The organism is Centipeda noxia ATCC 43541 (assembly GCF_000160555.1).
Classification (GTDB): Bacteria; Bacillota; Negativicutes; order Selenomonadales; family Selenomonadaceae; genus Centipeda; species Centipeda noxia.
Window position 1 is genome coordinate 511,597 of sequence record NZ_GG749280.1, and the last position, 25,076, is coordinate 536,672.

21 protein-coding genes and 1 pseudogene are annotated in these 25,076 nt (G+C 59.7%); 3 read left to right on the forward strand and 19 right to left on the reverse strand.

What is annotated here, in order from left to right:
* Position 1: 1 nt before the first annotated feature.
* The 7 genes from HMPREF7545_RS06360 to HMPREF7545_RS06390 form a co-directional block, all read right to left on the reverse strand.
* Positions 2-490: a flagellar protein FlgN gene (locus tag HMPREF7545_RS06360; protein WP_006694878.1), complete on the reverse strand. Its 489-nt coding sequence runs from the start codon at positions 488-490 to the stop codon at positions 2-4.
* Between the two features lie 15 nt (positions 491-505).
* A complete protein-coding gene (locus tag HMPREF7545_RS06365) occupies positions 506-775 on the reverse strand; it encodes a flagellar biosynthesis anti-sigma factor FlgM (protein WP_006694879.1) in 270 nt (89 codons plus the stop codon).
* A gap of 162 nt (positions 776-937) precedes the next feature.
* The gene (locus HMPREF7545_RS06370; protein WP_006694880.1) at positions 938-1,357 is read right to left on the reverse strand and encodes a hypothetical protein; all 420 of its coding nucleotides are present in this window, start codon (positions 1,355-1,357) and stop codon (positions 938-940) included.
* A 135-nt stretch (positions 1,358-1,492) separates the two neighbouring features.
* Positions 1,493-3,613: a heavy metal translocating P-type ATPase gene (locus tag HMPREF7545_RS06375; RefSeq protein ID WP_006694881.1), complete on the reverse strand. Its 2,121-nt coding sequence runs from the start codon at positions 3,611-3,613 to the stop codon at positions 1,493-1,495.
* Complete coding sequence (locus HMPREF7545_RS06380) at positions 3,601-4,341, reverse strand: HMA2 domain-containing protein (protein WP_006694882.1); 741 nt, start codon at positions 4,339-4,341, stop codon at positions 3,601-3,603. The genes HMPREF7545_RS06375 and HMPREF7545_RS06380 overlap by 13 nt, the downstream gene beginning before the upstream one ends.
* Positions 4,338-4,649: an HMA2 domain-containing protein gene (locus HMPREF7545_RS06385; protein WP_006694883.1), complete on the reverse strand. Its 312-nt coding sequence runs from the start codon at positions 4,647-4,649 to the stop codon at positions 4,338-4,340. Before HMPREF7545_RS06385 ends, HMPREF7545_RS06380 begins: the two co-directional genes overlap by 4 nt.
* A 67-nt stretch (positions 4,650-4,716) precedes the next feature.
* Positions 4,717-4,917, reverse strand: a complete 201-nt coding sequence (locus HMPREF7545_RS06390; protein ID WP_006694884.1) for a Z-ring associated ZapG family protein — start codon at positions 4,915-4,917, stop codon at positions 4,717-4,719.
* Between the two features lie 376 nt (positions 4,918-5,293).
* Between HMPREF7545_RS06390 and HMPREF7545_RS06400 the strand changes: the two genes are divergently transcribed.
* On the forward strand, positions 5,294-6,460 hold the full coding sequence (locus tag HMPREF7545_RS06400; RefSeq protein WP_006694886.1) for a YibE/F family protein: 1,167 nt from the start codon (positions 5,294-5,296) through the stop codon (positions 6,458-6,460).
* Between the two features lie 5 nt (positions 6,461-6,465).
* Here the strand turns inward: HMPREF7545_RS06400 and rfbH are convergent, their stop codons facing one another.
* The 5 genes from rfbH to HMPREF7545_RS06425 all read right to left on the reverse strand — a co-directional run bounded on the left by rfbH (position 6,466) and on the right by HMPREF7545_RS06425 (position 12,981).
* A complete protein-coding gene (rfbH, locus tag HMPREF7545_RS06405; protein ID WP_006694887.1) occupies positions 6,466-7,797 on the reverse strand; it encodes a lipopolysaccharide biosynthesis protein RfbH in 1,332 nt (443 codons plus the stop codon).
* Between the two features lie 12 nt (positions 7,798-7,809).
* Positions 7,810-8,883 carry a CDP-glucose 4,6-dehydratase gene (rfbG, locus tag HMPREF7545_RS06410; RefSeq protein ID WP_040571248.1) on the reverse strand — a complete coding sequence of 358 codons (1,074 nt, stop codon included), beginning with the start codon at positions 8,881-8,883 and terminating at the stop codon, positions 7,810-7,812.
* A gap of 70 nt (positions 8,884-8,953) precedes the next feature.
* Entirely contained in the window at positions 8,954-9,736 is a 783-nt protein-coding gene (gene rfbF / locus HMPREF7545_RS06415; RefSeq protein WP_006694889.1) for a glucose-1-phosphate cytidylyltransferase, read from the reverse strand.
* A gap of 69 nt (positions 9,737-9,805) precedes the next feature.
* Positions 9,806-11,884: a sulfatase-like hydrolase/transferase gene (locus HMPREF7545_RS06420; protein WP_040571275.1), complete on the reverse strand. Its 2,079-nt coding sequence runs from the start codon at positions 11,882-11,884 to the stop codon at positions 9,806-9,808.
* Between the two features lie 194 nt (positions 11,885-12,078).
* Entirely contained in the window at positions 12,079-12,981 is a 903-nt protein-coding gene (locus tag HMPREF7545_RS06425; protein ID WP_248681282.1) for a YitT family protein, read from the reverse strand.
* Positions 12,982-13,198: 217 nt separating this feature from the next.
* Between HMPREF7545_RS06425 and pfkB the strand changes: the two genes are divergently transcribed.
* Both pfkB and HMPREF7545_RS06435 read left to right on the forward strand, forming a co-directional pair.
* Positions 13,199-14,107, forward strand: a complete 909-nt coding sequence (gene pfkB, locus HMPREF7545_RS06430; protein WP_006694893.1) for a 1-phosphofructokinase — start codon at positions 13,199-13,201, stop codon at positions 14,105-14,107.
* Positions 14,108-14,221: 114 nt separating this feature from the next.
* Positions 14,222-16,123: a PTS fructose transporter subunit IIABC gene (locus HMPREF7545_RS06435; protein ID WP_006694894.1), complete on the forward strand. Its 1,902-nt coding sequence runs from the start codon at positions 14,222-14,224 to the stop codon at positions 16,121-16,123.
* 64 nt (positions 16,124-16,187) lie between these two features.
* Here HMPREF7545_RS06435 and HMPREF7545_RS06440 read toward each other — a convergent pair whose 3' ends face one another.
* The 7 genes and pseudogenes from HMPREF7545_RS06440 to HMPREF7545_RS10400 all read right to left on the reverse strand — a co-directional run.
* Positions 16,188-17,132 (reverse strand): Dyp-type peroxidase, encoded by a 945-nt coding sequence (locus HMPREF7545_RS06440; RefSeq protein WP_006694895.1) that lies wholly within the window; start codon positions 17,130-17,132, stop codon positions 16,188-16,190.
* Between the two features lie 113 nt (positions 17,133-17,245).
* On the reverse strand, positions 17,246-18,448 hold the full coding sequence (locus HMPREF7545_RS06445; protein ID WP_006694896.1) for a type IV pili methyl-accepting chemotaxis transducer N-terminal domain-containing protein: 1,203 nt from the start codon (positions 18,446-18,448) through the stop codon (positions 17,246-17,248).
* A gap of 138 nt (positions 18,449-18,586) precedes the next feature.
* The gene (locus tag HMPREF7545_RS06450) at positions 18,587-20,251 is read right to left on the reverse strand and encodes a methyl-accepting chemotaxis protein (protein ID WP_040571249.1); all 1,665 of its coding nucleotides are present in this window, start codon (positions 20,249-20,251) and stop codon (positions 18,587-18,589) included.
* Between the two features lie 163 nt (positions 20,252-20,414).
* Positions 20,415-20,972, reverse strand: coding sequence for a peptide-methionine (S)-S-oxide reductase (locus HMPREF7545_RS06455; protein ID WP_006694898.1), 558 nt, complete (start codon positions 20,970-20,972; stop codon positions 20,415-20,417).
* 12 nt (positions 20,973-20,984) lie between these two features.
* Complete coding sequence (gene meaB, locus HMPREF7545_RS06460; RefSeq protein WP_006695964.1) at positions 20,985-22,163, reverse strand: methylmalonyl Co-A mutase-associated GTPase MeaB; 1,179 nt, start codon at positions 22,161-22,163, stop codon at positions 20,985-20,987.
* Between the two features lie 223 nt (positions 22,164-22,386).
* Positions 22,387-24,584 (reverse strand): annotated as a pseudogene (scpA, locus tag HMPREF7545_RS06465) (methylmalonyl-CoA mutase).
* On the reverse strand, positions 24,584-25,076 hold a 493-nt coding region (locus HMPREF7545_RS10400; RefSeq protein WP_006694902.1), incomplete at its 5' end, for a cobalamin B12-binding domain-containing protein. The pseudogene scpA and the gene HMPREF7545_RS10400, both read right to left, overlap by 1 nt.

The window sequence follows — 25,076 nt, forward strand, 5'->3', positions numbered from 1 at the left end:
TTCACGCCTTATAATCCAGATTCTTCTTGAGATGCCGCACCTGCTCGCCGCCGCCGCTCCCGTACACGGGATCGACTACGGCGCCGCCGATTCTGCCGAGCTGCCGGTTCACGGCGAGCAGCGCCCCCTCGATCAGGAGGGCGTTCGCCTCGCTGAGCTCCTTCGTCTCCTTGACGATGCGGCTCAGCCGACGGCTAGCGTCAAGCACCGTGCGATGTTCGGCGTCCGTCGGCGCGAGCAGCGCCAGCTCCTCCATATTCGTCTCGGCCGTTACGCCCGGCGTCACCTGCGCAATGTGCGCCAGCTGGGAGATCCTCTGCTTCTCGAGCTGCTCGACCGCGCGCGCAAGGAAGTCCTCCTCGGCGACGAGCTTTTCGAGCCCCTCCATGTCAAGCGCAACAAGAAACCCGCGCTTTCTCTCCTGCACCGCGCGAATCTTCTCATACTGCGCATACAGCTGAGCAAGCGTTTCCGTGAACGTACTCCACATAAAAGAGTCCCTGTATCAGTAGCGCATCGCGAGCATCTTGGCCGCGATGTCCGCCGACGCGGGTTCATGCGTACGTGCGGAAAGCGCTTCCACGCGCTCAGCACGCACATCGTCCATGCCGCGCAGCTTTTGCAGGATGTCGCCGAAGCTCTGGGCCTCGCCGGAGAGTTCGAGCGCATCCGGAGGCTGCACGGTCCCCGCCGCATTCACGCGGCGCGTGCCCGATGTCTGGCTGCCTGCATACAGACGGCTCACTGCCGAAATTGCATGATTGCTGATCAACATATTTTTCACCACCTATGTATTTCAGAAGCGCCGCTGCTGCCGACGGCCGCATCCGCGTTTCTGTCCCTCCGGGGAGGTCCCCGGAGTCCTTTTACATTTTTTATCGAAAAAAAAAGACGCGTACTTAAGAAATTTTTCCTAAGCGCGCGTCTTTCCTCTTTATTACTTTTTGCCGAGCGTCACATAACCGCGGTGACCCTGTCCGCCGTCACCGCTCTTGCTTTTCCCTGCGGGACGCTGCTTCGCCATGTGCGCAGCCAGATCGTCGCGGAGCTCTTTCTGGCACTTTTCGCAGTACTGCCCTCTCTGAATGGGCGAACCGCATTTTTCACACGGATAGAAAAGCTCTGCACCCGTCGATACGAAGCGTCCCTCGCGAATCATGCGGCGGATAATCGGCTCCTGCACGCCGGTTGCCTCGACGATCTCGGAAATCTGGCTCTTTGGATGATCGCGCACATACGTGACGACCTCCTTCTCCCACTGCTCTTCCTTTTCGCGGCAATCCATACAGATGCGGGAATTATTGATCGAGATGAACACCTTCCCGCAGCTTGAGCAGTTCTTCATCTTTCCTGCCATTGATAAAACGCCCCCTCAAAGATCGGATCGGCGGTGCGCAGCGATCCGAAACGATCTCTCCATTTGATTTCTATCGTATTCTACAACAGGATAAAAGAAAAAGCAATACTGCCCCGATTCGGATGCGGGACTCCCTCAGCGGGTCTTCCCCCGCGCAAACACGCCTCCCTCCGGCGCCAGTACGCGGCAGCTGTTCAGCACCACGCCGAGCGTTGCCGTGTTGTGGATTGCCGCTGCCGCGAGCGGGCTGATCGCCCCGAGTGCGCCGAGCAGCATCGCCGAGGAATTGATGAGCAGGGTCGCCTTAAAGTTCTGATGCACGAGGTGCATGGTCCGCTGTCCGAGACGCAGTGCCTCCACAAGACGAGCGGGATCCTCCGAGTGAATCGTCACCGCCGAGGACTCCGCCGCAATATCCGTCTGCCGCCCGCCGAGCGAGACGCCCACATCCGCAAATGCGAGCGCCGGCGCATCGTTGATGCCGTCGCCGACCATCATGACCGTCCCGCGCTGCTTGAGCTGATTGACATAGCGCGACTTATCCTCGGGCAGGATCTCCGCGTGATAGGAGTCCACATCCATTGCGCGCGCCACCTCTGCAGCAACTGCTTTCGCATCGCCTGTGAGCATGACGATCTCGTCCACGCCGCAGCGGCGCATCTGGTTCAGCGTCTTCTTCATCTTTGGCCGAATGGGGTCCTCGATGCCGATGATGCCGATGAGCTTTTTATCGCGCGCGACGTAAAGGAGATTCTTGCCCCGCACGGCAGCGCTGAGGTCCTCCTCGTCCGCAACGCCGTTCTCCTGCAGGAAGCGGCGGCTGCCGACCCGAACCGTACCGCCCGCAAATCCCTCGAAATCCGGCACCTCGGCCAACATGCCGCGCGCCACGACCGTCTCGGACGAGCGGTGCTGCGGAGCCTTCCACGCATGCTCTTCCACATATTTTTGAATCGCGACCGCGAGCGGATGCACAGAGTGCTCCTCTGCCGACGCCGCGAGCAGGACGACTTCCTTCTCCTCCACGCCTGCCGCCGTGCGGATGAACGTAATCTCCGGCACGCCGACCGTCAGCGTCCCTGTCTTGTCCAGCACAACCGTATCCGTGCGGGCCAGCGCCTCGATGTAGTTGCCCCCCTTGACGAGGATGCCGCGCTTGGCCGCAGCTGCAATCGACGCCGACATCGCCGTCGCCGTCGAGAGCTTCAGCCCGCAGGAAAAATCGATAAAGAGCAGGTTCAGCACCCGCCCCCAGTCGCGCGTTGCCCCGTAGACAATCGCTGCGCCGAGGAAGGACACGGGCACGAGGTAGTTGGCCATCTGATCGGCGAAGTTCTGCACGGGCGCGCGGCGCGTCTGCGCCTCCTCGACGAGATGGACAATGTGCGCGAGCGAGGTATCGCCGCCCACCTTCTCCACCGCAACGACGAGCTCGCCCGCCTCAACTACGCTGCCCGCATAGACAGGTGCGCCCTCGCTCTTCATCGCAGGCGCGGATTCGCCCGTGATGGATGCCTGCGTCACCGCCGCATCACCGCGCAGGACGCGCCCGTCGATGACAATCTTTTCCCCTGCGTGCACGGCAATCGTGTCGCCGGGGCGGACCTCCTCCACGGGCACCTTCCGCTCAACCTCGCCGTCGGGCGTCTCTTCGACAAGCCAGACATCGCGCTGTCCGAGCGAAAGCAGCCCCGAAATATGCGTGCGGGCTTTCTCCGCTGCATAGCTTGTCAGCATCTCCGCACCGTTGCTGAGTGCGAGGAGCATGAGGCTCGACTCAGGTTTTCCCGCGAGCACCGAGGCAACGACCGCCGTCGTTGTCAGTGTGTCGGCATTCGGCTGGCGGTCGCGGATCAGCCCGCCGATCCCTGTCTTGATGAAATTGCGCGCGATGCCGAGCACGAGCAGGGAGCGCAGGATCTTAACCGCGGCAAAGACCTCCGGCGCGCCGCGCCGCAGGAGCTCCATCGCCGCAAAGCCCGCAAGCGAGATCACGGCATCGCGGCGGAACTCCGCCATCTGCTCCGTCGGTGTCACCGCCTTCTCCGCCGCCTCGCGCACCGCACGCGCCGCCGCCGCACAAATGCGTGCCGACGGAATCGCGCCCTCATGCCAGAGATCGATACGCCCCTCCCGCACGGATGCCGCCGCCACCGCAGGAAAACGGCGCATGCGTGCCGCAAGGCGCAGCGCATCTGCGCGCGGCAGATCTGCATACAGACGGAGCCGCGTATGCGTCAGCTTCATACCCTCCATCCTCTCATCAGCGTCAGTGCCCACCAGAGCATCTGCGAGCCAGGCGGCGTATTATTCGACAGGACGAGCTGACGAATCCCGCGCAGGACAAAGATCGCGGCAACCGTGGAACTCAGATCGAGCGCTCCGCCCGTATGCCGCTGGATCCAACCGCTGAAATCATGCACGGACCGGCGTATGCTCTGCGCGAGCGTCGCCGGCGGCGGCGCTGTCCGCCCCTCTGCAAAGATCGCCTCCAGCCCCTCCGCGAGCACGAGAATGTGCGCCTCGTCCTCCGGCGGATAGATCAGCAGAATGCTCCCGGAGGCAGCGTTTGCACGCACCGTGCGCACAAACGGCAGGCGCATCAGGCACACTTCGAGCACATTTGCAAATTCTTCCGTCAGATACGGTGTTCGATAGCGGCGCCGCCCGGAGGACGCGTGGACACACGTGAACGCCGCCTCTGCCGTATTGTTTGCCCGATACCGCGGCGGCGAGACAGTCTCTGCCGTCCCTGCAGGAACTCCTGCCGCACCGCCCGTTCGCCCGGGCAGGCCGAAAAGACTCGTCGGCAGGCCGCCCGTCAGAGCGCCCGAAAGAGACGGGAACATCCCGCTCTGTGCCGTGCGTACACGGCCGCCGCGCGTTCCCTGGGCCGCAAAGGCTCCCGCATCGCGCGCACCGAGCGTCTGGCGCAGCATATTCGCAAGCGATGCGCCGAGCATCAGCCCCGAAAGATACGTCATGATGACCGCCTCCTCGCATGTGCGCGCATATACTCCTCCACACGCCGCAGCTCTGCATTCGCACGCAGACGCTCCGGCTCATAGGTGATGAGAATCGAGCCCGTCGCGATATTCGTATCCACACGCTCGATCTCTGCGAACGTGCCAAGATGTGCCTGCACCTGCTTCTCCAGCGCCGCATTGTTCACCAGCTGCTTGCTGTAAAGGCGCACGCGCCCCGGCATATAGGAGGCGATGTCGGTGGAGCGGACGAAGAGATCCGCCGCCGACTGCGGAACCGCGTTCTTAATCACATCGAAAATATTCATAGGAAGTATCCTTTCAAAAAAGGGCTGCACGCGATACCGCGCGGCAGCCCCGGATCCCTGAGAACTCTTACTGCTCCGCCGCGGACTGTGCCGCGATCAGATCCTCAAGCTCTTCCTTCTGACGCTGGAGCTCCGCCAGCGACAGCTCCGCCTGGCCGGCCTCCAGTGCAGCCATCTGCTGCGTGCGCTCCTGCATGAAGCGATAGCCGAAAATACCCGCTACCGCGCCGACCGCAAGGCCGATCCAAAAATCTGTCTTTGAGAACATGATGGTTCCTCCTTTGTCATACCGTCCCCTTTGGGGGCACCTTCGCTCCTTGGCGCTTTGCCTCACCAGTGAGTGAACGTCTCGTCAAAATCCCGTCCCAGAAAATACTTCTGAACAAAAAAGGCCGCCCATATGGCAGCCTTGACGGATCTCTCCGTGAGACGATGACAATTCCTGCGCCGTGAGAATCCCGGCAGTGTGCCGCCGCAATTCTCTCTGGAATCATCTCGTTGTTCTCAGTATAGTTGAGAATAATCGACATGTCAATGCTTTCGGCGTAATCAAGAATAAGTATTGGCATCATTCTCATATAAATATCATTATCAGCGTATATGATAATTTTGATCATTCCCGCACGCAACGAAAGGGGCCCCTCATGAAAATACATCCGCAGCGCTTTGCCCGCTTCCTCGCCGTCTGCTTCTCCATCTCGGCCCTCTGCTATATCCTCTTTCACCTGCCCGGCGGAGAGGACGGCGATCCGCCGACCTATAAGGCGGAGGTTCTGAGCGTCCAGGAGCTCGAGGGCGGCGCGACCGCATTCGCGCCGGGCAGCGCGCAGTATGAGGTGCGCATTCGTCTCGACTCCGGCCCCGCGGAGGGAACCGAGGCGACGATCACGCATCAGACGATGAACAATCCCGCCTTCGACATTCATCCGAAGGCAGATGAAAACATCATCGTGCGCGCCGAGGGGGAGGGCTACGCCATCGTCGACTACGACCGTCTGCCCGCAATGCTCTTTCTCTTGATCGGCTTCGCTGCGCTCCTCATTCTCTTCGGCGGGATGACAGGACTCAAAGCGCTCCTGGTCCTTCTCTTTGCCGTTCTCCTCATCGCAAAGGGGCTCATCGGCTTTATCCTCTTCTCTCCGACGCATATCCTGCTCTGGACCTTCCTCATCGGCTCCGCCATTACGCTTGCCACGCAGCTCCTCGTCAACGGATGCAACGTAAAATCCGCGGGCGCCATCATCGGCACCATCGGCGGCATCCTGATCGCCGGGATTCTCGCCATCCTCGCCATCCACTTTACCTACCTCACGGGCGTCGCCGAGGAACAGGCCGGCATGCTCAAGGTACTTTATCTGCAGGACGTGGACTTTCGTGAGCTCCTCTTCTCCGGCATCGTACTCGGCGCGCTCGGCGCCGTCATGGATGTCGCCGTCTCCATCGCCTCTGCCCAGTACGAGATGAAGGCACTCGCGCCCAACACCAAATTCCGTGCGCTCGTCGCCTCCGGCATGAACGTCGGCCGCGACGTCATGGGCACGATGGCGAATACGCTCGTCCTCGCCTACATCGGCGGCGCGCTCCCGCTCATCCTGCTCATCTCCGCACAGCCCGACATCTCGCTCCTGCACGTCATGAACCTCAACATGATCGCAACGGAAATCGTGCGCTCCCTCATCGGCAGCATCGGCCTCCTCTGTGCCATCCCCATCACCGCCTACGCCACCGCATTTCTCATCTGTCTGCCCCCGCGCAGCAAAAAGAAAAAGGCGAAGGACGAACCTCCGCCGTATGATTTCGTGCGCTGCTGATTCCCCTACCTTTTTCGTACGGATTCTCTCACGGTACGCGCCATATAGTCAATCATCTCATCGGTAAGGCCCGGATACACGCCGAGCCAGAACGTGTCGTTCATAATGCGGTCGGTCGTGTCGAGGCAACCGACGATTCGGTATCCTTCCCCCGATGCGCGCATCTGATCAAAGCACGGATGCTTTGTCAGATTCCCCGCAAAGAGCATCCGCGTCTGAATCCCCTTCGCCTCGATGTTGCGGACAACTGCCGTCCGATCAATCCCCGCACGGCATGTCAGGAGGAATCCGAACCAGCTGGGATCCGCATGCGGCGTCGCCTCCGGCAGGATGAATGCGTCCTCCATTTCTGCGAGCGCCGCGCGAAGACGCGCGAAATTATGCCGGCGCCGCTGCACAAAGCCCGGCAGCTTCTTCAGCTGCGCGGTGCCGATGGCTGCCTGCATATCCGTTGCCTTGAGATTGTAACCGAAATGTGAATAGACATATTTGTGGTCATAGCCGCGCGGTAGTTCTCCATCCTGCCGATCAAAGCGGTGCCCGCACAGATTATCCTGCCCTGATGCACAGACACAGTCGCGCCCCCAGTCCCTGAGGGAGCGCACGATGCGGTGCAGCAGGGCATTATTCGTATAGACTGCACCGCCCTCACCCATCGTCATGTGGTGCGGCGGATAGAAACTCGACGTGCCGATGTCGCCGATTGTCCCCGTATAGTGTACCGCGCCGTCCAGCGTATACGCGGACCCGAGCGCATCGCAGTTATCCTCGACGAGCCAGAGATCATGCGCATCGCAGAACGATTTGACCGCTGCCAGGTCAAACGGATTGCCGAGCGTGTGCGCGATCATCACCGCCTTTGTCCGCGGCGAAAGCGCACTCTCAAGCATGGACACATCCGCATTGTACGTCGGCAGGGTCACATCGATAAAGACGGGCACGGCGCCGTGCTGGATGATCGGGGCAACCGTCGTCGGGAATCCCGCCGCCACCGTGATCACCTCGTCGCCGCGCCCGACGGCACGCGCTCCGAGGAGCGGTGAGGTGAGCGCCATAAAGGCGAGCAGATTCGCCGATGAGCCCGAGTTGACGAGAGAACAGTGCCGGACGCCGAGGAAATCGGCAAAGCCGCGCTCAAATGCATCCGTATAATGCCCCGCCGTCAGCCAGAACTCCAGTGCACTCTGGACGAGGTTCTCCATCTCCTCGTGGTCGTAGACACGCGCCGCATAGGGCAGGCGATCGCCGGGAGCAAAGTCCGCCTTCGGCGCATGATATTTCGCGCAGTATTCCCGCACCAGCGCAAGGATCTCCCCGCGCATCTCGCGCTCACTCATCACATTCTCTCCCTAAAACACATAAGATTTATCCTGCGAAAGAAACATATCGATCTGCTTCTCCGTAAAAGCGCGCATATCTGCGCCGGCTTCCCACGCCTTGGCCCATTCTGTCGTTTTCTCCACGGCGTCTGCAATATGCCAGCGCGGGTTCCACCCGAGCGTGCTCCTCAGCTTCGAGCAGTCAAGCTTCAAAAAATGTGCCTCATGCGGACCGTCGCTCTCGACCGCCTGCCACCGTGCGCCGCCGCCCCATGCCGTGCAGAAAATATCGGCGAGCTCTCCTGTCGTCACGCAGTCCGCATCGTCGGGGCCGACGTTCCACGCGCCGACAAGGGAAGCATCCTCTGTCTGCCGCGCCGCAAGCATCAGATAGGCCGAGAGCGGTTCGAGCACATGCTGATAGGGGCGCGTCGAATGGGGGCTGCGGATGTGGATCACCTGCCCGCGCACGACGGCACGGATGCAGTCGGGGATGACGCGGTCAGGCGCAAAATCCCCGCCGCCGATCACATTGCCCGCACGCGCACTCGAGAGGCGTACGCCGCCGTCGGCAAAAAAACTCTGCCGATAGCTGTAAACGGCAAGTTCCGCACAGCTTTTGCTCGCCGCATACGGATCATAGCCCATCAGCGGCTCGTTCTCACGGTATCCCCATACCCACTCTCTGTTCTCATAGACCTTGTCCGTCGTCACGACGAGGACAGCATGTGCAGTACTCGATGTGCGGACGCATTCGAGCAGGTTGACCGTGCCCATTACATTCGCCGCGAACGTATCCACAGGCTGACGGTAACTCTCGCGCACGATGGGCTGCGCCGCGAGATGGAACACGACCTCCGGCCGCGCTTCGTCAAACGCGCGGGAGAGTGCGGAGAGATCCCGCACATCACCGCGCACATCGCGCATCTCCTTCAAGACGCCGAGGCGTTCGAGCGCTTTTCTGCCGCCCTGCGTCGGCGCGTCCAGCGCGAAGCCCGTTACCTCCGCCCCCGCACGCAGGAGCAGGAGCGCGAGCCACATGCCCTTAAAGCCCGTATGCCCCGTGAGGAAAACGCGTTTCCCGCGATAGAAATCGATCTCCATCCTCTCACCGCCTCCCGCTGTCTCATAAATCCGAAGGGTCCTTGATACGGGTCCTCCCCGCTCAGCGCGCTCATTCATCCCACGTCCGCCACGGCGCTTTATTCTCCTGCCACATCTTTTCCAAAAGCATCTTTTCCCGCAGCGTATCCATGCACTGCCAGAACCCTTCGTGCTTATAGCTCATCAGCTGTCCCTCGGAGGCAATGCGCTCAAGCGGGGCGCCCTCGAACACCTCTTGATCCCCCTCTCCGATGTAGGAGAACACCTCCGGCTCAAGGACCATATAGCCCGCATTGATCGGCGCGGCGTCCTCCATCGCCTTCTCACGGAAGGAACGCACGGAATTATCCACCTCAATCGAGAGGATCCCTTTTTGCTGCTTCTGCATCACAGTCGTCAGCGTAGCGATCTTCCCATGCGCGCGATGAAACTCAACCAGCTTTGCGATATCGACATCGCAGACGCCGTCGCCGTAGGTCATCATGAAGGGTTCATCGCCGATGTATTTCCGGATCCGCCGAATACGCGAGCCGGTCATCGTATGGAGGCCGGTGTCCACGACCGTAACCCTCCACGGCTCCGTATGCTGATTGTGAACGATGGTGCGGCTGCCCTGCGTAAAGTCAAATGTGATATCCGACGTGTAGAGGAAGTAGTCGGCAAACCACTCCTTGATCATGTGCTGCTTATAACCTGCACAGATGATGAACTCATAGAAACCATAATGGCTGTATTCCTTCATGATGTGCCAAAGAATCGGCATGCCCCCGATCTCGACCATCGGCTTCGGGCGCAGCTCGGACTCCTCCGCAATGCGCGTGCCCCATCCCCCGGCGAGCAGTACCACTTTCATAGGATGTCCTCCCGTCAAACAGTTTCTCTCATAATGATGCGCCGCGTAGATTCCCTTCTCCGCGCAGCCTCAGCCGGCAATCTCAGGCCAGCGATGTCCTTCGTGGTCGATCGCGCCCCTTGTAAACTCCGCTGCAATGCGGTAAAAGTACTGAAAGACCTCCTCATCATCGACATTCTCATGTGCGGGCGTTCTCTTCCACACAGCCATCTTCGCATCCGCAAGGTCAACGGTGCCGTCCATGCCGACGATATCCTCCGAGGCAAGCCGGAACTCATAATCCGATGTACGAATCCCAAGTTCGTAGCGTTTGCCGGGATAGATGGAATTGGAGATGACATAGGCGCGCTCTTTCCCGCCGAGCACCGCGGGGAGGCTGCCGTCGGTATTCTCTCCGACCGGGAAGCCGACATTATGCGCCACGATATGATAGATATCGACGCCGCTCGTCAGTTCCTGCACAATTCCGCGCGTAGGAATATCCCCGCCGCGCATCATCAGCGCTGCCCCCGCCTGCTTCTCGCTCGTGAGATAGGGCTCTGCCTCATAGACAGGCACGCCGTGATCCGAGTACAGATGCACAATGTATTCATCGTCGCTGAAATGGTTTTCCAAATACTCAAAGAGCACGCCGAGCACACGATCCGCGTGGCGGATGTTGTCCCGGTTCGCGGCGATATAGATAGGGCGGCTCGGCAGGTTCACACTGGTCTCCTGATCGGCACTCCCCTCCATGCGCTGCCCGAGCGGCAAATGCGTCTGAACGGAGGTCGGCGGCGCCTGCGCGCCTGCAGAATAGACATGCGGATCGGCAAAATGCATCCATAGGAACTGATCGCATTCGTCAAATGCCTCGATGTGGCGAATCGTACGCTCCACCGCCTCATACCCCGGCAGGTAGGTTGCATCCACAATGATGCGGTCAAACCCGCGCGTCACGCCGTTGTATATCCCGTCCCCCTCGCCCATGACATTGACGCAGAGATAGCCGCGTTCCTTCATGCGCTCAGAGATGGTCACATAGGACGGGTCGATCTCCTGTCCGAACATCTCGTTGAACACTTGGTTGTGATGCAGATACATCCCCGTCTCAATCGACGCAAGTGACGGATAGGTATACTCCGCCGCCGAAAAATGATTGTTGAAAATAATGCCTTTGGAAAAGAAGCGCATGAGATTGGGCACGTCCGCATACTGGAATTCTTTGACCGCGCCCCAGCTCAGCGCGTCCACGAGGATATTGAGCACAAGCTTCCTTCGTTTCGGACTGTGCCCGAGACGAATGGGGCACGCTGCCGCAAAGGGCTGCGCGGAGCAAATCTTGACGGGGTTCTCCACACGATAAAACAGATAGCGGTACTGCCCGCCGCGGTCAAAGAAACGCTGCTCCCCAACGGAAAAATCAATCTTTTGCGACGGCTCTGTCCCGGCGACGGGCAGCAGATAGGTCTCTCCGGGCGCGCACGGGACCTCCAGCGCGGTCTGCACCGTCGAGCGCCAAATGTCAAAGGTGAAATCCGCGCCGTAGTGATCTGCGAATTCGGAATCCTCCCGGCTGCGCGCGAGCAGCCATCCGTGCGAGTTCAGCTCCCCGCGCTCGAGGTAGGCGCCCACCCAATACGGATACGCCTCCGGCAATACATGAGGGATGCATTCTCCCGCATAGACGCCCTGCTTCCATTCGATCCTTCCGCACACAAATCTTGCCCGAGAAATATACGGCGCATAGGGGCCCATGCGGGCAGCGCACGTGAAGAGATCGAGGTACCTCTGCTCCTCTCCCGCCGATACGGATACGCGCAGCGGCCGTCGGCAGTGCACGCGCAGATAGGCACGGTAAAGAGCGCTCTCACAGCGTATTCCGAGGCGTTCATAGCATTCTGCCAAGAGTTCCCAGAGAACAGGACTCACCCTGCGCTTGCGCTCTCCGTCCTGCGCGATCGCAAGCGCAAGCGCTGCATTGCCCTGTGCCAGTGCATATTTTGCGTAGAACACTTCGAACTTCTCGGACGCCGGATAGAGTTTTTGATATTCGATCAAAAGGAGCAGATATTCGTCGTCCCACTCCTCATTGCCGGCCTTTTCCAACAGCCGGTCAAACAGCCGGCGTCCCGCCGGATTCCCCTGATTCCATCGGTAGATTTTCATTCGTCCGCTCTTTTCCGACATACAAGCCCATTTGTATGTCCGACATTCCCCTATATGCCCATCACAGTTGTGCTGCTTCTCTGTCATTATAGCAAAGATCCGCGTAAAATCATACCTCCTGCAAAAATCTGCCGCAGGAGGTATTTTTCATACAAAAAGAGCTGCGCCGACACCGGCGCAGCCGCGCAGATTTTTCAGTGAATCGCTTTCTTCTTGAACCGTCCGCCCACGATGTCGTGCACGGCGTTGATGGTGACGAAGGCGTTCTCATCCTTATCGAGAACAATCTCCTTGAGCTTATCGATCTCGAGGCGTGTGACGACGCAGTAGAGGACCTCCTTCGCCTCACCCGTATAGCCGCCCGCGCCGTGCAGCAGGGTTACGCCGCGCCCGAGCCGCTCGTTCAGTGCAGCCGTCATCTCCTCGTGCTCGTTCGTGACGATCATCACCGCATAGGACTCGTCCAGACCTTTGAGCACGACATCGATCATCTTTGCGATGACGAAGTAGGCAAACAGCGAGTACATCGCCTTGTCCCAACCATAGAGGAGGCCCGCCGAGGAGAGGATGAAGAGGTTGATGAACATAACAACTTCACCGACGGAGAACTGCGTCCGTGCATCGAGAATGATGGCGACAATCTCCGTCCCGTCGAAGCATCCGCCCGTGCGCATGACGATGCCGACGCCGAGCCCCGTCACCACGCCGCCGAAGATCGCAGCGAGGAAAGGGTCATTCGTCACCTGGGAGACGTTGTGCAGCAGACTCGACCAGATCGAGAGCATGATGATCGCGAACACCGTAGAGAGCGCAAAGTTCTTGCCGATCTGCTTGTACCCCATGTAGACGAACGGGATGTTGTAGAGCACGAGAAAAACGCCGAGCCCCATGCCTGTGATCGTCTGCGACATGATCGAGAGGCCGACCACGCCGCCGTCAATGACGTTGTTCGGGATGAGGAAGAGCTCGAGGCCCGCAGCGGTGATGAGTGCACCGAGAATGAGCCACAGGCATTTCTTGAGATAAAAAAGCGGCCCCTTGGGGTGGGGCGTTTTCTTCGGCTTCACCGCCGCAGGCGTTCCCCCCTCAGCCGGCATCTCAACGTGCGGCTCCGCTGCCGTAACTGTTTCCGTCATATATACTCCCCTGTTCCTGTGCAGATTCCTGTTTGTTTATTATAAAGGAAAGAAAAAGCACTGACAAGTCCGCCCGTACAGAAAGGGATTCCTTGACTTTAGCCGCCCCGCCATATATGATATTTTCAATGGGAATAGGGTCATTCCATCGGGTAATTTTTAAGGGAGGGATACTTGCATGATCTATACCGTCACCTTCAATCCGTCGATCGACTACATCGTCCGATTGGAGCAGTTCACCACGGGCGAGATCAACCGCGTGAACTACGAGCAGATCCTGCCGGGGGGCAAGGGGATCAACGTCTCCATCGTGCTGAGGAATCTCGGACACGACTCAACGGCGCTGGGCTTTCTCGCAGGCTTTACGGGGATCGCAATGCAGCAGCAGCTCTGCTCGTTCGGCGTCACGGATGACTTTGTCCGCCTGGACGAGGGATTCTCACGCATCAATGTGAAGATCAAGGCCGAAAGCGAAACTGAGATCAACGGACAGGGGCCCGTCATTACAGAGGAGGCGCAGCGCGCACTCTTTGAAAAACTGGATCGGCTCACGCACGGCGACACACTCGTCCTCGCAGGTTCGATCCCGAACACGCTGCCGGATGACATCTACGAGCGCATCATGGAGCGTCTCGACGGGCGCGGCATCCGCATCGTCGTCGACGCGACGAAGAATCTCCTGCGGCGTGTCCTAAAGTACCGTCCCTTCCTCATCAAGCCGAACAATCATGAGCTCGGCGAGATGTTCGGCGCAGAGCTGAAAACAGACGATGAGATCGTCTTCCATGCGAAAAAACTGCAGGAGGAAGGCGCGACAAACGTGCTCATCTCGATGGCAAGCGACGGTGCAATTCTCCTCACGGCCGAGGGCGTATTCTACCGCTCCGCCGCACCGAAGGGGACCCTCGTCAACTCCGTGGGCGCAGGCGATTCGATGGTCGCGGGCTTCCTCGCGGGCTTCATGGAGTCGGGCGGCAGCTATGAGCGCGCCTTTTACATGGGCGTTGCGGCCGGCTCCGCCTCCGCGTTCTCGCCGAACCTCGCCACGCGCGCGGAGACGCTCGCACTGCTCAAGACGATTGTTTGATTTTCTTCTTGTTCTGTGCGCCGCACGAAGTCTCTTGATACGTTTTGCGAATGAACTTGTGCGCGCTCGTATGGCGCAGCAAGTCAAAACACAAATAAAAGGAGGGATTTCCCCTTGCATATCAACGATCTTTTAAAACCCGAAAGCATTGCCCTCGGTATTTCTGCCCCCGCCTCGAAGGAAGAAGCCATCCGCCTGCTCGCTGATTTCATGGAAAAGGGCGGCAATCTCAGCGATAAAGAGCAGTACGTCAAGGATGTCCTCATCCGCGAGGAGAGCGGCACAACAGGCCTCGGCGACGGCATTGCGACGCCGCACGCCAAGAGCGACGGCGTAAAAGCGCCGGGGCTTGCCGCCATGACCGTCCCGGACGGGATGGATTTTGCCGCAATGGACGGCAATCCGAGCCGCCTCTTCTTCATGATCGCAGCGCCGAACGGCGCGAACGACGAACACCTCGCCATTCTCTCGAAGCTCGCGACCATGATCATGGACCCCGACTTCAAGGAGGCGCTCATCGCCGCCAAGACCGTCGCGGAGTTCCGCCGGCTGATCGACGATAAGGAAAACGACCGATTCGCACCGCCGCGCGCAGAGGAAGCAGCCGAGGAGGAAGCCCCCGCCGCCGATCACATCCAGATTCTCGCCGTTACCGCCTGCCCCACGGGCATCGCGCACACCTTCATGGCTGCCGAGAGCATCGAACAGCACGCGAAGAAGCGCGGTCTCACGGTCAAGGTCGAGACAAACGGCTCGGCGGGCGTGAAGAATGTCCTCACACCGGAGGAAATCGCCGCTGCCGACGGCATCATCGTCGCTGCGGACAAGAACGTCCCGATGGCGCGCTTTGACGGCCGCCGCGTCGTCATCACAAAGGTCGCGGACGGCATCAACAAGGCAGACGAGCTCATCGACCGCGCGCTCGGGGGGGACGCTCCCGTCTACCATTCCGCTGGTGCGGACACGGCGGAGGGTGCAGACAATGCCGAGGAGGAAAGTCTCGCGCGCCAGATCTACAAGCATCTCATGAACGGTGTCTCGCACATGCTGCCGTTCGTTGTCGGCGGCGGCATTCTCATCGCGCTCGCCTTCCTCTTCGACGACTACACGATTGACCCGTCGAAGTTCGGCTCGAATACCCCACTCGCACAGTTCTTCATGCAGGTCGGCGGCGCATCGTTCGGCTTTATGCTCCCCGTTCTCGCAGGATTCATCGGCATGTCCATTGCCGACCGGCCGGGTCTTGCCGTCGGCTTCGTCGGCGGGGCACTCGCAGGCACGACAGGCACCGGCTTCCTCGGGGCGCTCCTCGCAGGGTTCGTCTCAGGCTATGCCGTCAACGCACTCAAGAAGGTCTTTGCGGGGCTCCCGGCATCGCTTGACGGCATCAAGCCCATCCTGCTCTATCCGTTCTTCGGCATTCTCATCATGGGCTTTATCTCGCTCTTCATCATCGCCCCGCCGGTCTCCGCCATCAACACATGGATGGTCTCAACCCTCGGCGGCATGGATCCCTCGGCACGCATCCTCATGGGCATCATCGTCGGCGGCATGATGGCGATCGATATGGGCGGCCCGATCAACAAGGCGGCCTACGTCACGGGCACGGGACTGCTCGCCTCGGGCGAGTATCATGTCATGGCCGCGGTTATGGCAGGAGGCATGGTTCCGCCTCTTGCGATCGCGCTCGCGACCACGTTCTTTAAGAACCGCTTCACCGAGAGCCAGCGCAAGGCAGGCGTCACGAACTACGTCATGGGTCTCTCCTTCATCACCGAGGGCGCGATCCCGTTCGCGGCCGCGGATCCCGTCCGTGTCATCCCCTCGATGGTCGTCGGCTCCGCGCTTGCGGGCGCGCTCACGATGCTCTTTGACTGCACCCTGCGCGCACCGCACGGCGGCATCTTCGTCGTCCCGACCATCGGCAATCCGCTCATGTACCTCGTGAGCATCTTCGCCGGCGCTGTCGTCGGCGCTGTGATCCTGTCGCTGCTCAAAAAGCCGATCAAGGAATAAAATTACTGCAAAAAATCCCGCTGCGCCGGATGAACCGGTGCAGCGGGATTTTTGCGTCCGTATTTTAGAACAATTCGCCCGCGGCAATGCGCCCGAGGAGATCCTTCGACGGGATGAAGAAGAGCTGCCCCTTCTCCGCCGTCGAGTACTCGAGCAGGCGATCGTCCTGCGTGAACATATTGTTGATCATTGTGCGCGTCACATCCCAATGGCGCGCGTAGCCGATGAAATAGGTGCCGCGCACCCCCTCGCCGGGATTTGCAAAGACAACGTTCATGCGCACGATCTTGTGCTCCTCGCCGCCGCGGTTGTCCTGCGAGATGATGTTGTGCGCGCGCGGGTCCTTCTCCTCATCGGAGAGTTCGAGATCGCTGTACTTCCTGCGGCCGATGTATTTCTCCTGCACCTCGGTCGGCAGCGCCCGCCATGCGTCGAGATCGTGTACGTATTTCTGCGCGAACGCATAGGAGCCGTTGATGAAGTCGGGATCCTCCGCGCCGATGATCGCCCACTCCTTTGCCTCCTCGCCGACGGGGTTCTCCGTGCCGTCGATGAAGTCGATGATCGCGCGCCCTTCATGGTAGTGAAAGCCGTGCGTCTCGTCCACCACGTCCACGACGGAGCGCAGGAAGCCCATGATCTGATCGACGACGAGATAGGTGGTCGCCGCCTGCGCTGCGCGCACATGGAGAAAGAGATCGGCGGGCGTTGCGGGCGCTGTGTGATGCGCTCCGCTCACGCCCTGAAAGTCCTCGAGTTCCTTTGGCCTCTTCGCTTTTGGAAAAAGATATTCCCACGCGCGGTTGCTGAACCCCAGCGTGAGCTTCACCGTCTCCGGCGCGACGCGGATGTTCATCGACCGCTGGATCGCCGCGATGCGGTCCGCCATATCGGCGATGATCTCCCGCTCCTTCGCCGCGTCCGCGCGTTTCAGCGAGAGCATGAGGAAGATGACGCTCTCCCCCGCATCCTTGAACACATCCTGCGCCAGATTTGCATTGACCTCCATAGGGCTCCCCTCTCCTTTACATACACAGCATTTGCTCCTTTATTGTACGCTGTTTCAGCGTGCGGCGCAAGAAAAAACCGCCGATTTTCTCGGCGGTCCGATGTCATCGCTTGCTATACCTTGAACCGTCCGACGAGACGATCCAGCTTTGCGGCAAGGCCCTTGAGCTGTTCTGCCGTCGCGGCGAACGCCTCGAGCGATGCGGTCTGCTGCTCGATCGCCGCCGCCGAATCCTGCGTCAGTTCTGCAATCTCCTGCGCTGTCTTTGCCGTCTCCCCGGATGCGTCCGCAGCCGTCTGCGCATCTCTGCGTGCCGCCTCAATAGAGGCAGCGAGCGCGGCCCGATCCGGTTCATCTGCCTGCGCATATGCCTGCATCTCATTCATGCGCTTCGAAAGTCCCGCGATGCTTGCGGCAAGCTGCTGTATATCATTGTTCTGCTCATTCGTATGGCCGGCGAGACTGGTGACCGCAACGGCATTGTACTCGACGGCCTTGCTGTTCTCGATACTCGCCTGCCAGACGGTATCCGAGAGTCCCGAGACCTCCGTCGAATACTCCCGCGCACGCTGCACCAGATGACGCAGATCACTGACAAAGCTGTTAAAGGAGTGCACGATCCGGCCGATCTCATCATAGCGCTCCGCCTGGAGCTGCTGCGTAAGATCCGCCTCCTTGCCCGCGACTTCACGGAAGGATGCCGTGATCGCCGCGAGCGGATGCAGAATCTGCGTAATCATGAGATAGGAGGACCCGGCAAAAATGAGAAATGCCACTACGATCACTGCGATTTCGATCTTTTTCGATACAGCAATTTTCGCCTGGCTCGCGTTGTCAAATGCCATGACGAGCTTGTCGACATTATTCACGTAGGCATCAACTGCGGCCGCCACCTCAGCGTTCGCTGCGCTCCTCGCGCCCTCATCGCCAGCTTCCGTAACCGCGCGCACATCATCGCGATAGGTCTGCCAGAGCGGCTGCAGGGTATGGAGCTGCGTCAGAACTTCCTCATCGGATGCGGCACCGAGGCCGAGCTCCGCGTCGCCCTTCTCGAGACCTTTTAGAATACGGTCATATTCCTCGATCCGCGTGAGCATCGCAGTGCGAATATGCGGCGCCTCGGCTTCGTCTGCCGAAACCAGGCATGCCGACAGCCACGCGAGCTGATACGCGCGCATACGCAGCGAGCCCGAGGCATTCACCGCCGGTGAGTCTCCCTCAAGCTGCGCAAAGGTAAGAAAGTTGAGCCCGACGAGTCCGACGATGAACACGAATAGGACAACAAGCGTCGCCCGCAGTTTATTGCGAATCGTCATATTTCTCCTCTCATCTCACAGGACATTTCACTCATCTTGGCCATTATGGCATAAAACATTCTGACAGATACACCCGAACATGCATAAATTTATTCGCAAATATGCAGAAGCCCCCATAGAGGCAAGAGCGCTGCGGGATTATACTTTGAACTTCCCGACGAGCCCGTCCAGTTTCTCGGCAAGTCCCGAAAGCTGTTCTGCCGTCGCAGCAAATTCCTCCAGAGAGGCTGTCTGCTCTTCAATGGAAGCTGCAGAATCCTCAGAGAGTCCGGCGATCTGCTTGGCTGCCTTCGCAACGTTCTCGGAGGTATCTGCCACGCTGCGCGCCCCTCCGGATGCGGTCTTGTTGAGCTGCACAATGTCACCCACCGCCGCACGGCTGGCCGCAGAACTCTCGGCAATCGCATGGAGGGAACTGCGAACCTCATCGATGGCGTCTGTGATCTTTCCGAGTTCGCTCACAAGCTCCTGATTTGCTGTATGTGTCTCATGAACCTGCTCACGAATGCTGGTCATTTTCACCGTAACATCATCTGCGGCAAGGCTTGAGCTCTCAGCCAGCTTGCGAACCTCTTCCGCAACAACAGCGAACCCCCGACCGCTCTCCCCGGCACGTGCAGCCTCAATCGCTGCATTGAGCGCGAGCAGATTTGTCTGTCCGGAGATCCCCTTGATCATATCGATGATCTGGTTGATATCCTCAGCGTACTGCGTCAGCGTCTGCACATTTTTATCCATCGCCGCAACAATGCCGCGCAGGACACCCGCCTGCGCCGCAACAGCCTCAGCATTGCCGCGCCCGTTCTCCGCCTTTTCCTGGGAGTCGGCAGAGAGTGCCGCAGAGTTCTCAGCGTACTTCAGCATCTGAGACATATGCGCGGCAATCTGCGCCACGTTGTCCGCCAAATTCTGCATATCATCATTCTGCGTATTTGCCTCTCCGGCGACATTTGTAACCGCACCGGCAACATGCTCGACGGCACGGCTGCTCTCTCCGCTTGCCTGCGACAGTGCAGTGGACAGGCTGGATACCTCAGCAGCGCTCTCCTGTGCACCGCGCATGATCGTACGCAGCTTGCCGATAAAGGTATTGAAGTAACGGACGATCCGTCCAATCTCGTCGTCCCTCTCTGCATGCAGCTGCTGTGTTAAATCCCCTTCTCCCTCGGCGATCTCGCTGAATGATTTGGTCAGCGCTGCAAGGGGGCGCAGAATCTGCACGAGAATCAGCCAGAGCGCGCCGCCGACGATGAACAGCGCAAGAACGATGACCCCCAGCTGAATATCCTTTGACATTGCAATCTTCGCCTGGCTGGCTGCATCATATGCCGCGACGAGTTTATTGACCTCAGCAACATAGGATGCAACTTCCCCCGCAACCTTTGCATCTGCCGTGCGTCTCGTCTCCTCATCCGCTGCATCTGAGACGGCGCGCACATCGCTGCGGTAGCTTTCCCACAGCGGTTTTACGGCAGCAAGCTGCTGCTGAACCGCCGCATCCTCAACGGGAAGGAGATTCAGCTCGGCATCGCCTTTCTCAAGACCTGCAAGAATACGATCGTAGGCCGTGACATACTCCTGCATGGTCTTGCGCAGCGCCGCCGCCTGCTCCTCGTCCGCCGATACGAGACGCGCGGACAGCCAAGACAGCTGATAGGCGCGCATGCGCAGCGAGCCCGATGCGTTAACCGCCGGTGAGTCGCCCTTGAGTTCGTTGAATGTAGAAAAGTTTAACCCAACTAGGCCAATGATAAATACAAAAAGCACGATCAGAATCGCCTGCAGTTTTGTACGTATTGTCATTTCCCTATGCCCCATTTCTTTGCAAAAAATAAAATGTTCTCCGATACAGTCAATTATAGCATAAAATGATATTTAAAAAAGATAAAAATTCTATACAGTTCTCTGACCGGCATAAAAATACCGCCTGCAAACATCGTATGCAGGCGGTGTATGTCGCTATATTTTACAGTTGGACGAGTTCGCGCAGGCGCGCGAGATCGATATAGGTCTCGGTCTCCGGATGACGCTTCAGATAGCCCTGATGAGAATCGTCTGCTGCCTGGAAGGAGGTCAGCCGCTCCATGGTCGCATGCATGACGCGCCGCGCATCCGCGCTGCTGTTCGGATCGTTGAGCGTCAGATGCTCGCCAGTCGCAGGGCAGCGCCCCTTCCCCGCGAGGAAGGTAAGGTAGAGCTGAATCTGCGGCTCATCCTCGGCGCTCTCATAGAAAACGCCCGCACGGTACATGCTGCCGCGCACATAGCCCTGTCCGTCGATGCTGTACGGCGTAACGACGGCAAAGTGCAGGTCGAGCAGCTGTGAGATGTCGATCTTCTTCGGATCGTAAACAATCTCGACGCCCATACGTCCGCCTGCCGTCCCGTTTGCCACATCTTCATGCGCCGCCTTCGGCGCAGCGTTGATATAGCCCGTGCGGACGGAGGCGATGCCGCGCCGTCCGGCGAATACCTCCTCGAGTTCATACATATCCGCGCCCGAGAGGCAAATGCGTTTGGTCATAGGATCACCTCCTCAGTTCGTAAAGAGGTCCACCTGCCGCCCCGCTGCACGATGAACGTCGAACACGCCAAGGAGCTCAGCGACCGCCTGCGTCGGGGAAATCTCCCCCGAAAGCACAGCATCGCGCACCTCAGGCATGCGTCCGCGCACAACGGCATCCTCAAAGAAGAGGTTGTGCAGGTGCTCGTCAATCATGCTGTTCATCCAGTCGAGGAGCTGGCCCTCGCGGCGTTTTTTCCAAACGCCGCTCTCCGTGGTCTTCTCGCGGAAGATGCGGATGACCTCCCAGAGTTCGGCAAGCCCCGTCTTCTCGATCGCCGAGGCGAGATAGGCATGCGTCTCCCAGCCCGGCGTCGCGGGGCGGATGAACTCGATCATGCGCTCGTATTGCCCGCGTGCGACCTTCGCCTTGATGAGGTTGTCCCCGTCCGCCTTGTTGATGACGATCGCGTCCGCAAGCTCCATAATGCCTTTCTTGATGCCTTGGAGTTCATCGCCCGCGCCCGTCAGCACAACGAGCAGGAAAAAGTCGACCATGGAGCGTACCGTCGTCTCGGACTGCCCGACGCCGACGGTCTCGATGATGATAACGTCGTAGCCGGCCGCCTCGCAGAGCAGCATGGTCTCACGGCTCTTGCGCGCAACGCCGCCGAGCGTCCCGCCCGCGGGCGAGGGACGGATGAATGCCTCGGGGCGGCGCGAAAGCGTACCCATGCGCGTCTTATCGCCGAGGATGGAGCCCTTTGTCACGGAGCTCGTCGGGTCGACGGTCAGCACAGCAACGCGGTGTCCCGCATCGCAGAGCATGTTGCCGAACGCCTCGATCATCGTGGACTTGCCCGCCCCCGGAACACCGGTGAATCCGATGCGCAGAGCGTTGCCCGTCTTCGGCAGGAGACGCTGCAGCACACGTTGCGCCAATTTGAAATGCCGGCTGCTGTTGCTCTCGATGAGCGTGATCGCGCGCGAGAGCGTCATGCGGTCGCCGCGTTCCACGCCCGCGACATAGTCATCCTCGGAGAGAACGAGTTTGCGGTGCGGCATGCCCTTTCCATTCAACAGGTTCGGATTGATATTCCCGACGGTCAGATCCTTGATTCCCTCAATACCGCCCATAACACTCGTCGTGAATTTGCAGTCGGCATCCTCAGGCACCCAGTCCGGCCGCTCAGTGGAGTACTTTTTGCTCATAGTTCCTCCTTTCATGGTATGGCAAAACGCCGCCCTCGTGTGTGAGGGCGGCGCCATAGGGGAGCACGGATGAATTGAATCCGCTCAGATTGGTGTAGATTTTTTGTCCTGTCAAGGAGACAAACCGGACGCATAGTGGTTCTATGCGGAGGATTTGGCGACGATGGCAGGGCGAAAAAGATGCACTTAGATGAGTGGATGATTTCGTCCGTGTTCCCCTGTATCAGCCTGCGGCTTCTTCCTTCGCCCGCTCGATGAGAAGGGTCAGGAGCTTGATGCCTGCCTCGGGGATATTCGTGCCCGGTGCGAAGATCGCCACGGCACCGTGCTCGTAGAGATTATCGTAGTCCTGCACGGGGATAACGCCGCCGATGCAGACCATGATGTCGTCGCGGCCGAGCTTCTTCAGCTCATCTACCAGCTGCGGCAGGAGCGTGTTGTGTCCTGCAGCGAGCGAGCTGAACCCGACCATGTGCACGTCGTTGTCGACCGCATCCTGCGCCGTCTCTGCCGGCGTCTGGAAGAGCGGGCCCACATCGACGTCCCAGCCCATGTCGGCGAAGGAGGACGCGATGACCTTCTGTCCGCGGTCGTGTCCGTCCTGTCCCATCTTCGCGACGAAGATACGCGGACGGCGGCCTGTGAGTTCCTCGAACTCGTCGGCCATCTCGCGGGCGCGGTCGAGCTCGGTTTTGTCCGTGAACTCGGAGGAATAGACCCCGGAAATGGTGTGGATAACCGCCTGGAAACGGCCGGAGACCTTCTCCACAGCGTCGGAGATCTCGCCGAGCGAAGCGCGGGCGCGGGCAGCGTCGACGGCCGCCTCGAGGAGGTTGCCGTTGTCGCGGCTCTCCGCCGCCTTCGTGATGCCCTCGAGGCAGCGGCGCACATCGTCCGGATTGCGCTCTGCGCGCAGCTTCTCGAGGCGCTCGACCTGTGCCTGACGCACGGCCGTGTTGTCGATCGCGAGGATCTGGAGGGGGTCCTCCTTCTCGAGACGGTATTTGTTCACGCCAACGATGCTCTCGATGCCGGAGTCGATCTGTGCCTGGCGGCGTGCAGCCGCCTCCTCGATGCGCATCTTCGGCAGGCCCGTCGAGATGGCCTTCGCCATGCCGCCGAGAGCCTCGACCTCCTGGATATGCGCCCAAGCACGGCGGATGATCTCGTTCGTGAGGGCCTCGACGTAGTACGAGCCGCCCCACGGATCGATGATCTTGCGACACTCGTCTCATCCTGGATATAGAGCTGCGTGTTGCGCGCAATGCGTGCCGAGAAGTCCGTCGGCAGAGCAATCGCCTCATCGAGTGCGTTCGTATGGAGCGACTGCGTGTGCCCGAGGGCTGCACCCATTGCCTCCATCGCCGTGCGCGCGATGTTGTTGAACGGATCCTGCGCCGTCAGCGACCAGCCGGATGTCTGGCTGTGCGTACGCAGCGCCATCGACTTGTCGTTCTTCGCGTCGAACGACTTGACGATCTTCGCCCAGAGGACGCGCGCCGCACGCATCTTTGCAATCTCCATGAAGTAGTTCTTGCCGATCGCCCAGAAGAACGAGAGACGCTTTGCGAAGTCGTCGACGGCAAGCCCTGCCTTGATGCCCGTGCGGATGTATTCGAGACCGTCGGCCAGTGTGTAGCCGAGCTCGATGTCCGCCGGAGCGCCGGCCTCCTGCATATGGTAGCCGGAGATGGAGATGCTGTTGAACTTCGGCATATACTTCGTCGTGTACTCGAAGATGTCGCCGATGATGCGCATGGACATATCCGGCGGGTAGATGTAGGTGTTGCGGACCATGAACTCTTTCAGAATATCATTCTGAATCGTGCCCGCCATAATCTTCTTGTCAACGCCCTGCTCCTCGCCCGAGACGATGAAGAAAGCGAGAACCGGCAGAACCGCACCATTCATCGTCATAGAGACGGACATCTGATCAAGCGGAATGCCCGAGAACAGGATGTTCATATCCAGCATGGAGCAGACCGAAACGCCCGCCTTGCCGACGTCGCCGACGACGCGCGGATTGTCCGCATCATAGCCGCGATGGGTCGGGAGGTCAAACGCGATCGAGAGACCTTTCTGACCAGCCGCGAGGTTGCGGCGATAGAACGCATTGGACTCCTCTGCCGTCGAGAAACCTGCGTACTGGCGCACCGTCCACGGACGGAAGACGTACATTGTGGAGTACGGCCCGCGCAGGCAGGGCGGAATTCCGCTCGCGAAATCGAGGTGGTTCATGTGCGCATATTCATCAATGTCGTAATACGGCTTGACGGGAACGCGCTCCATGGTCTTATGCGTGAGCGCCTCGAAGGTCCGCCCGGTCGATCCCTCAAAGAGGGCACGCCACTCTTTGGAGTCTGCGGACGGGCTTTCGCCGAGGCTCATCCCGGTGAAATCCGGGTTGGTAAAAGCTGCCATTACGCAATCATCCCTTTCTTTTTCTGCAGTCTTTCGAGTACCTCGTAGCAGTTCGCACGAACGGAGATGTACTCGTCAATCCCAGCATTGTTGTAGGTCTCCAAAAGATCCTTCGGCGCGGCGCCCGCGAGGAAGACCCTGGCGTTCGGGAGCACCTCGTGGAGCTTCGGCGCAAGGGCCGGAACGATCTCGGGATAGGTCGCATCCGTCGAGCAGATAACAACCGCGTCCGCACCGCTCGCGCGTGCCGCATCCGCAGCCTCCTCAACGGTCTTGAACCCGTCGTTGCCGAGCACCTCGAACGCACCGACCTGCAGGAAGCCTGTGGTAAAGTCCGCACGCGCCTTGTGCTGCGGGATGGGGCCCATGTTCGCAAGGAAAATCTTGACGTTGTCGTTTTTCGCCGCCTTGTAGTCCTCCGTGCGTTTTCTGAGGGCCTCAAAGCGCTCGCTCCAGCGATGCGGTGCAATCGCTGCAACCGTCTCACCCGCG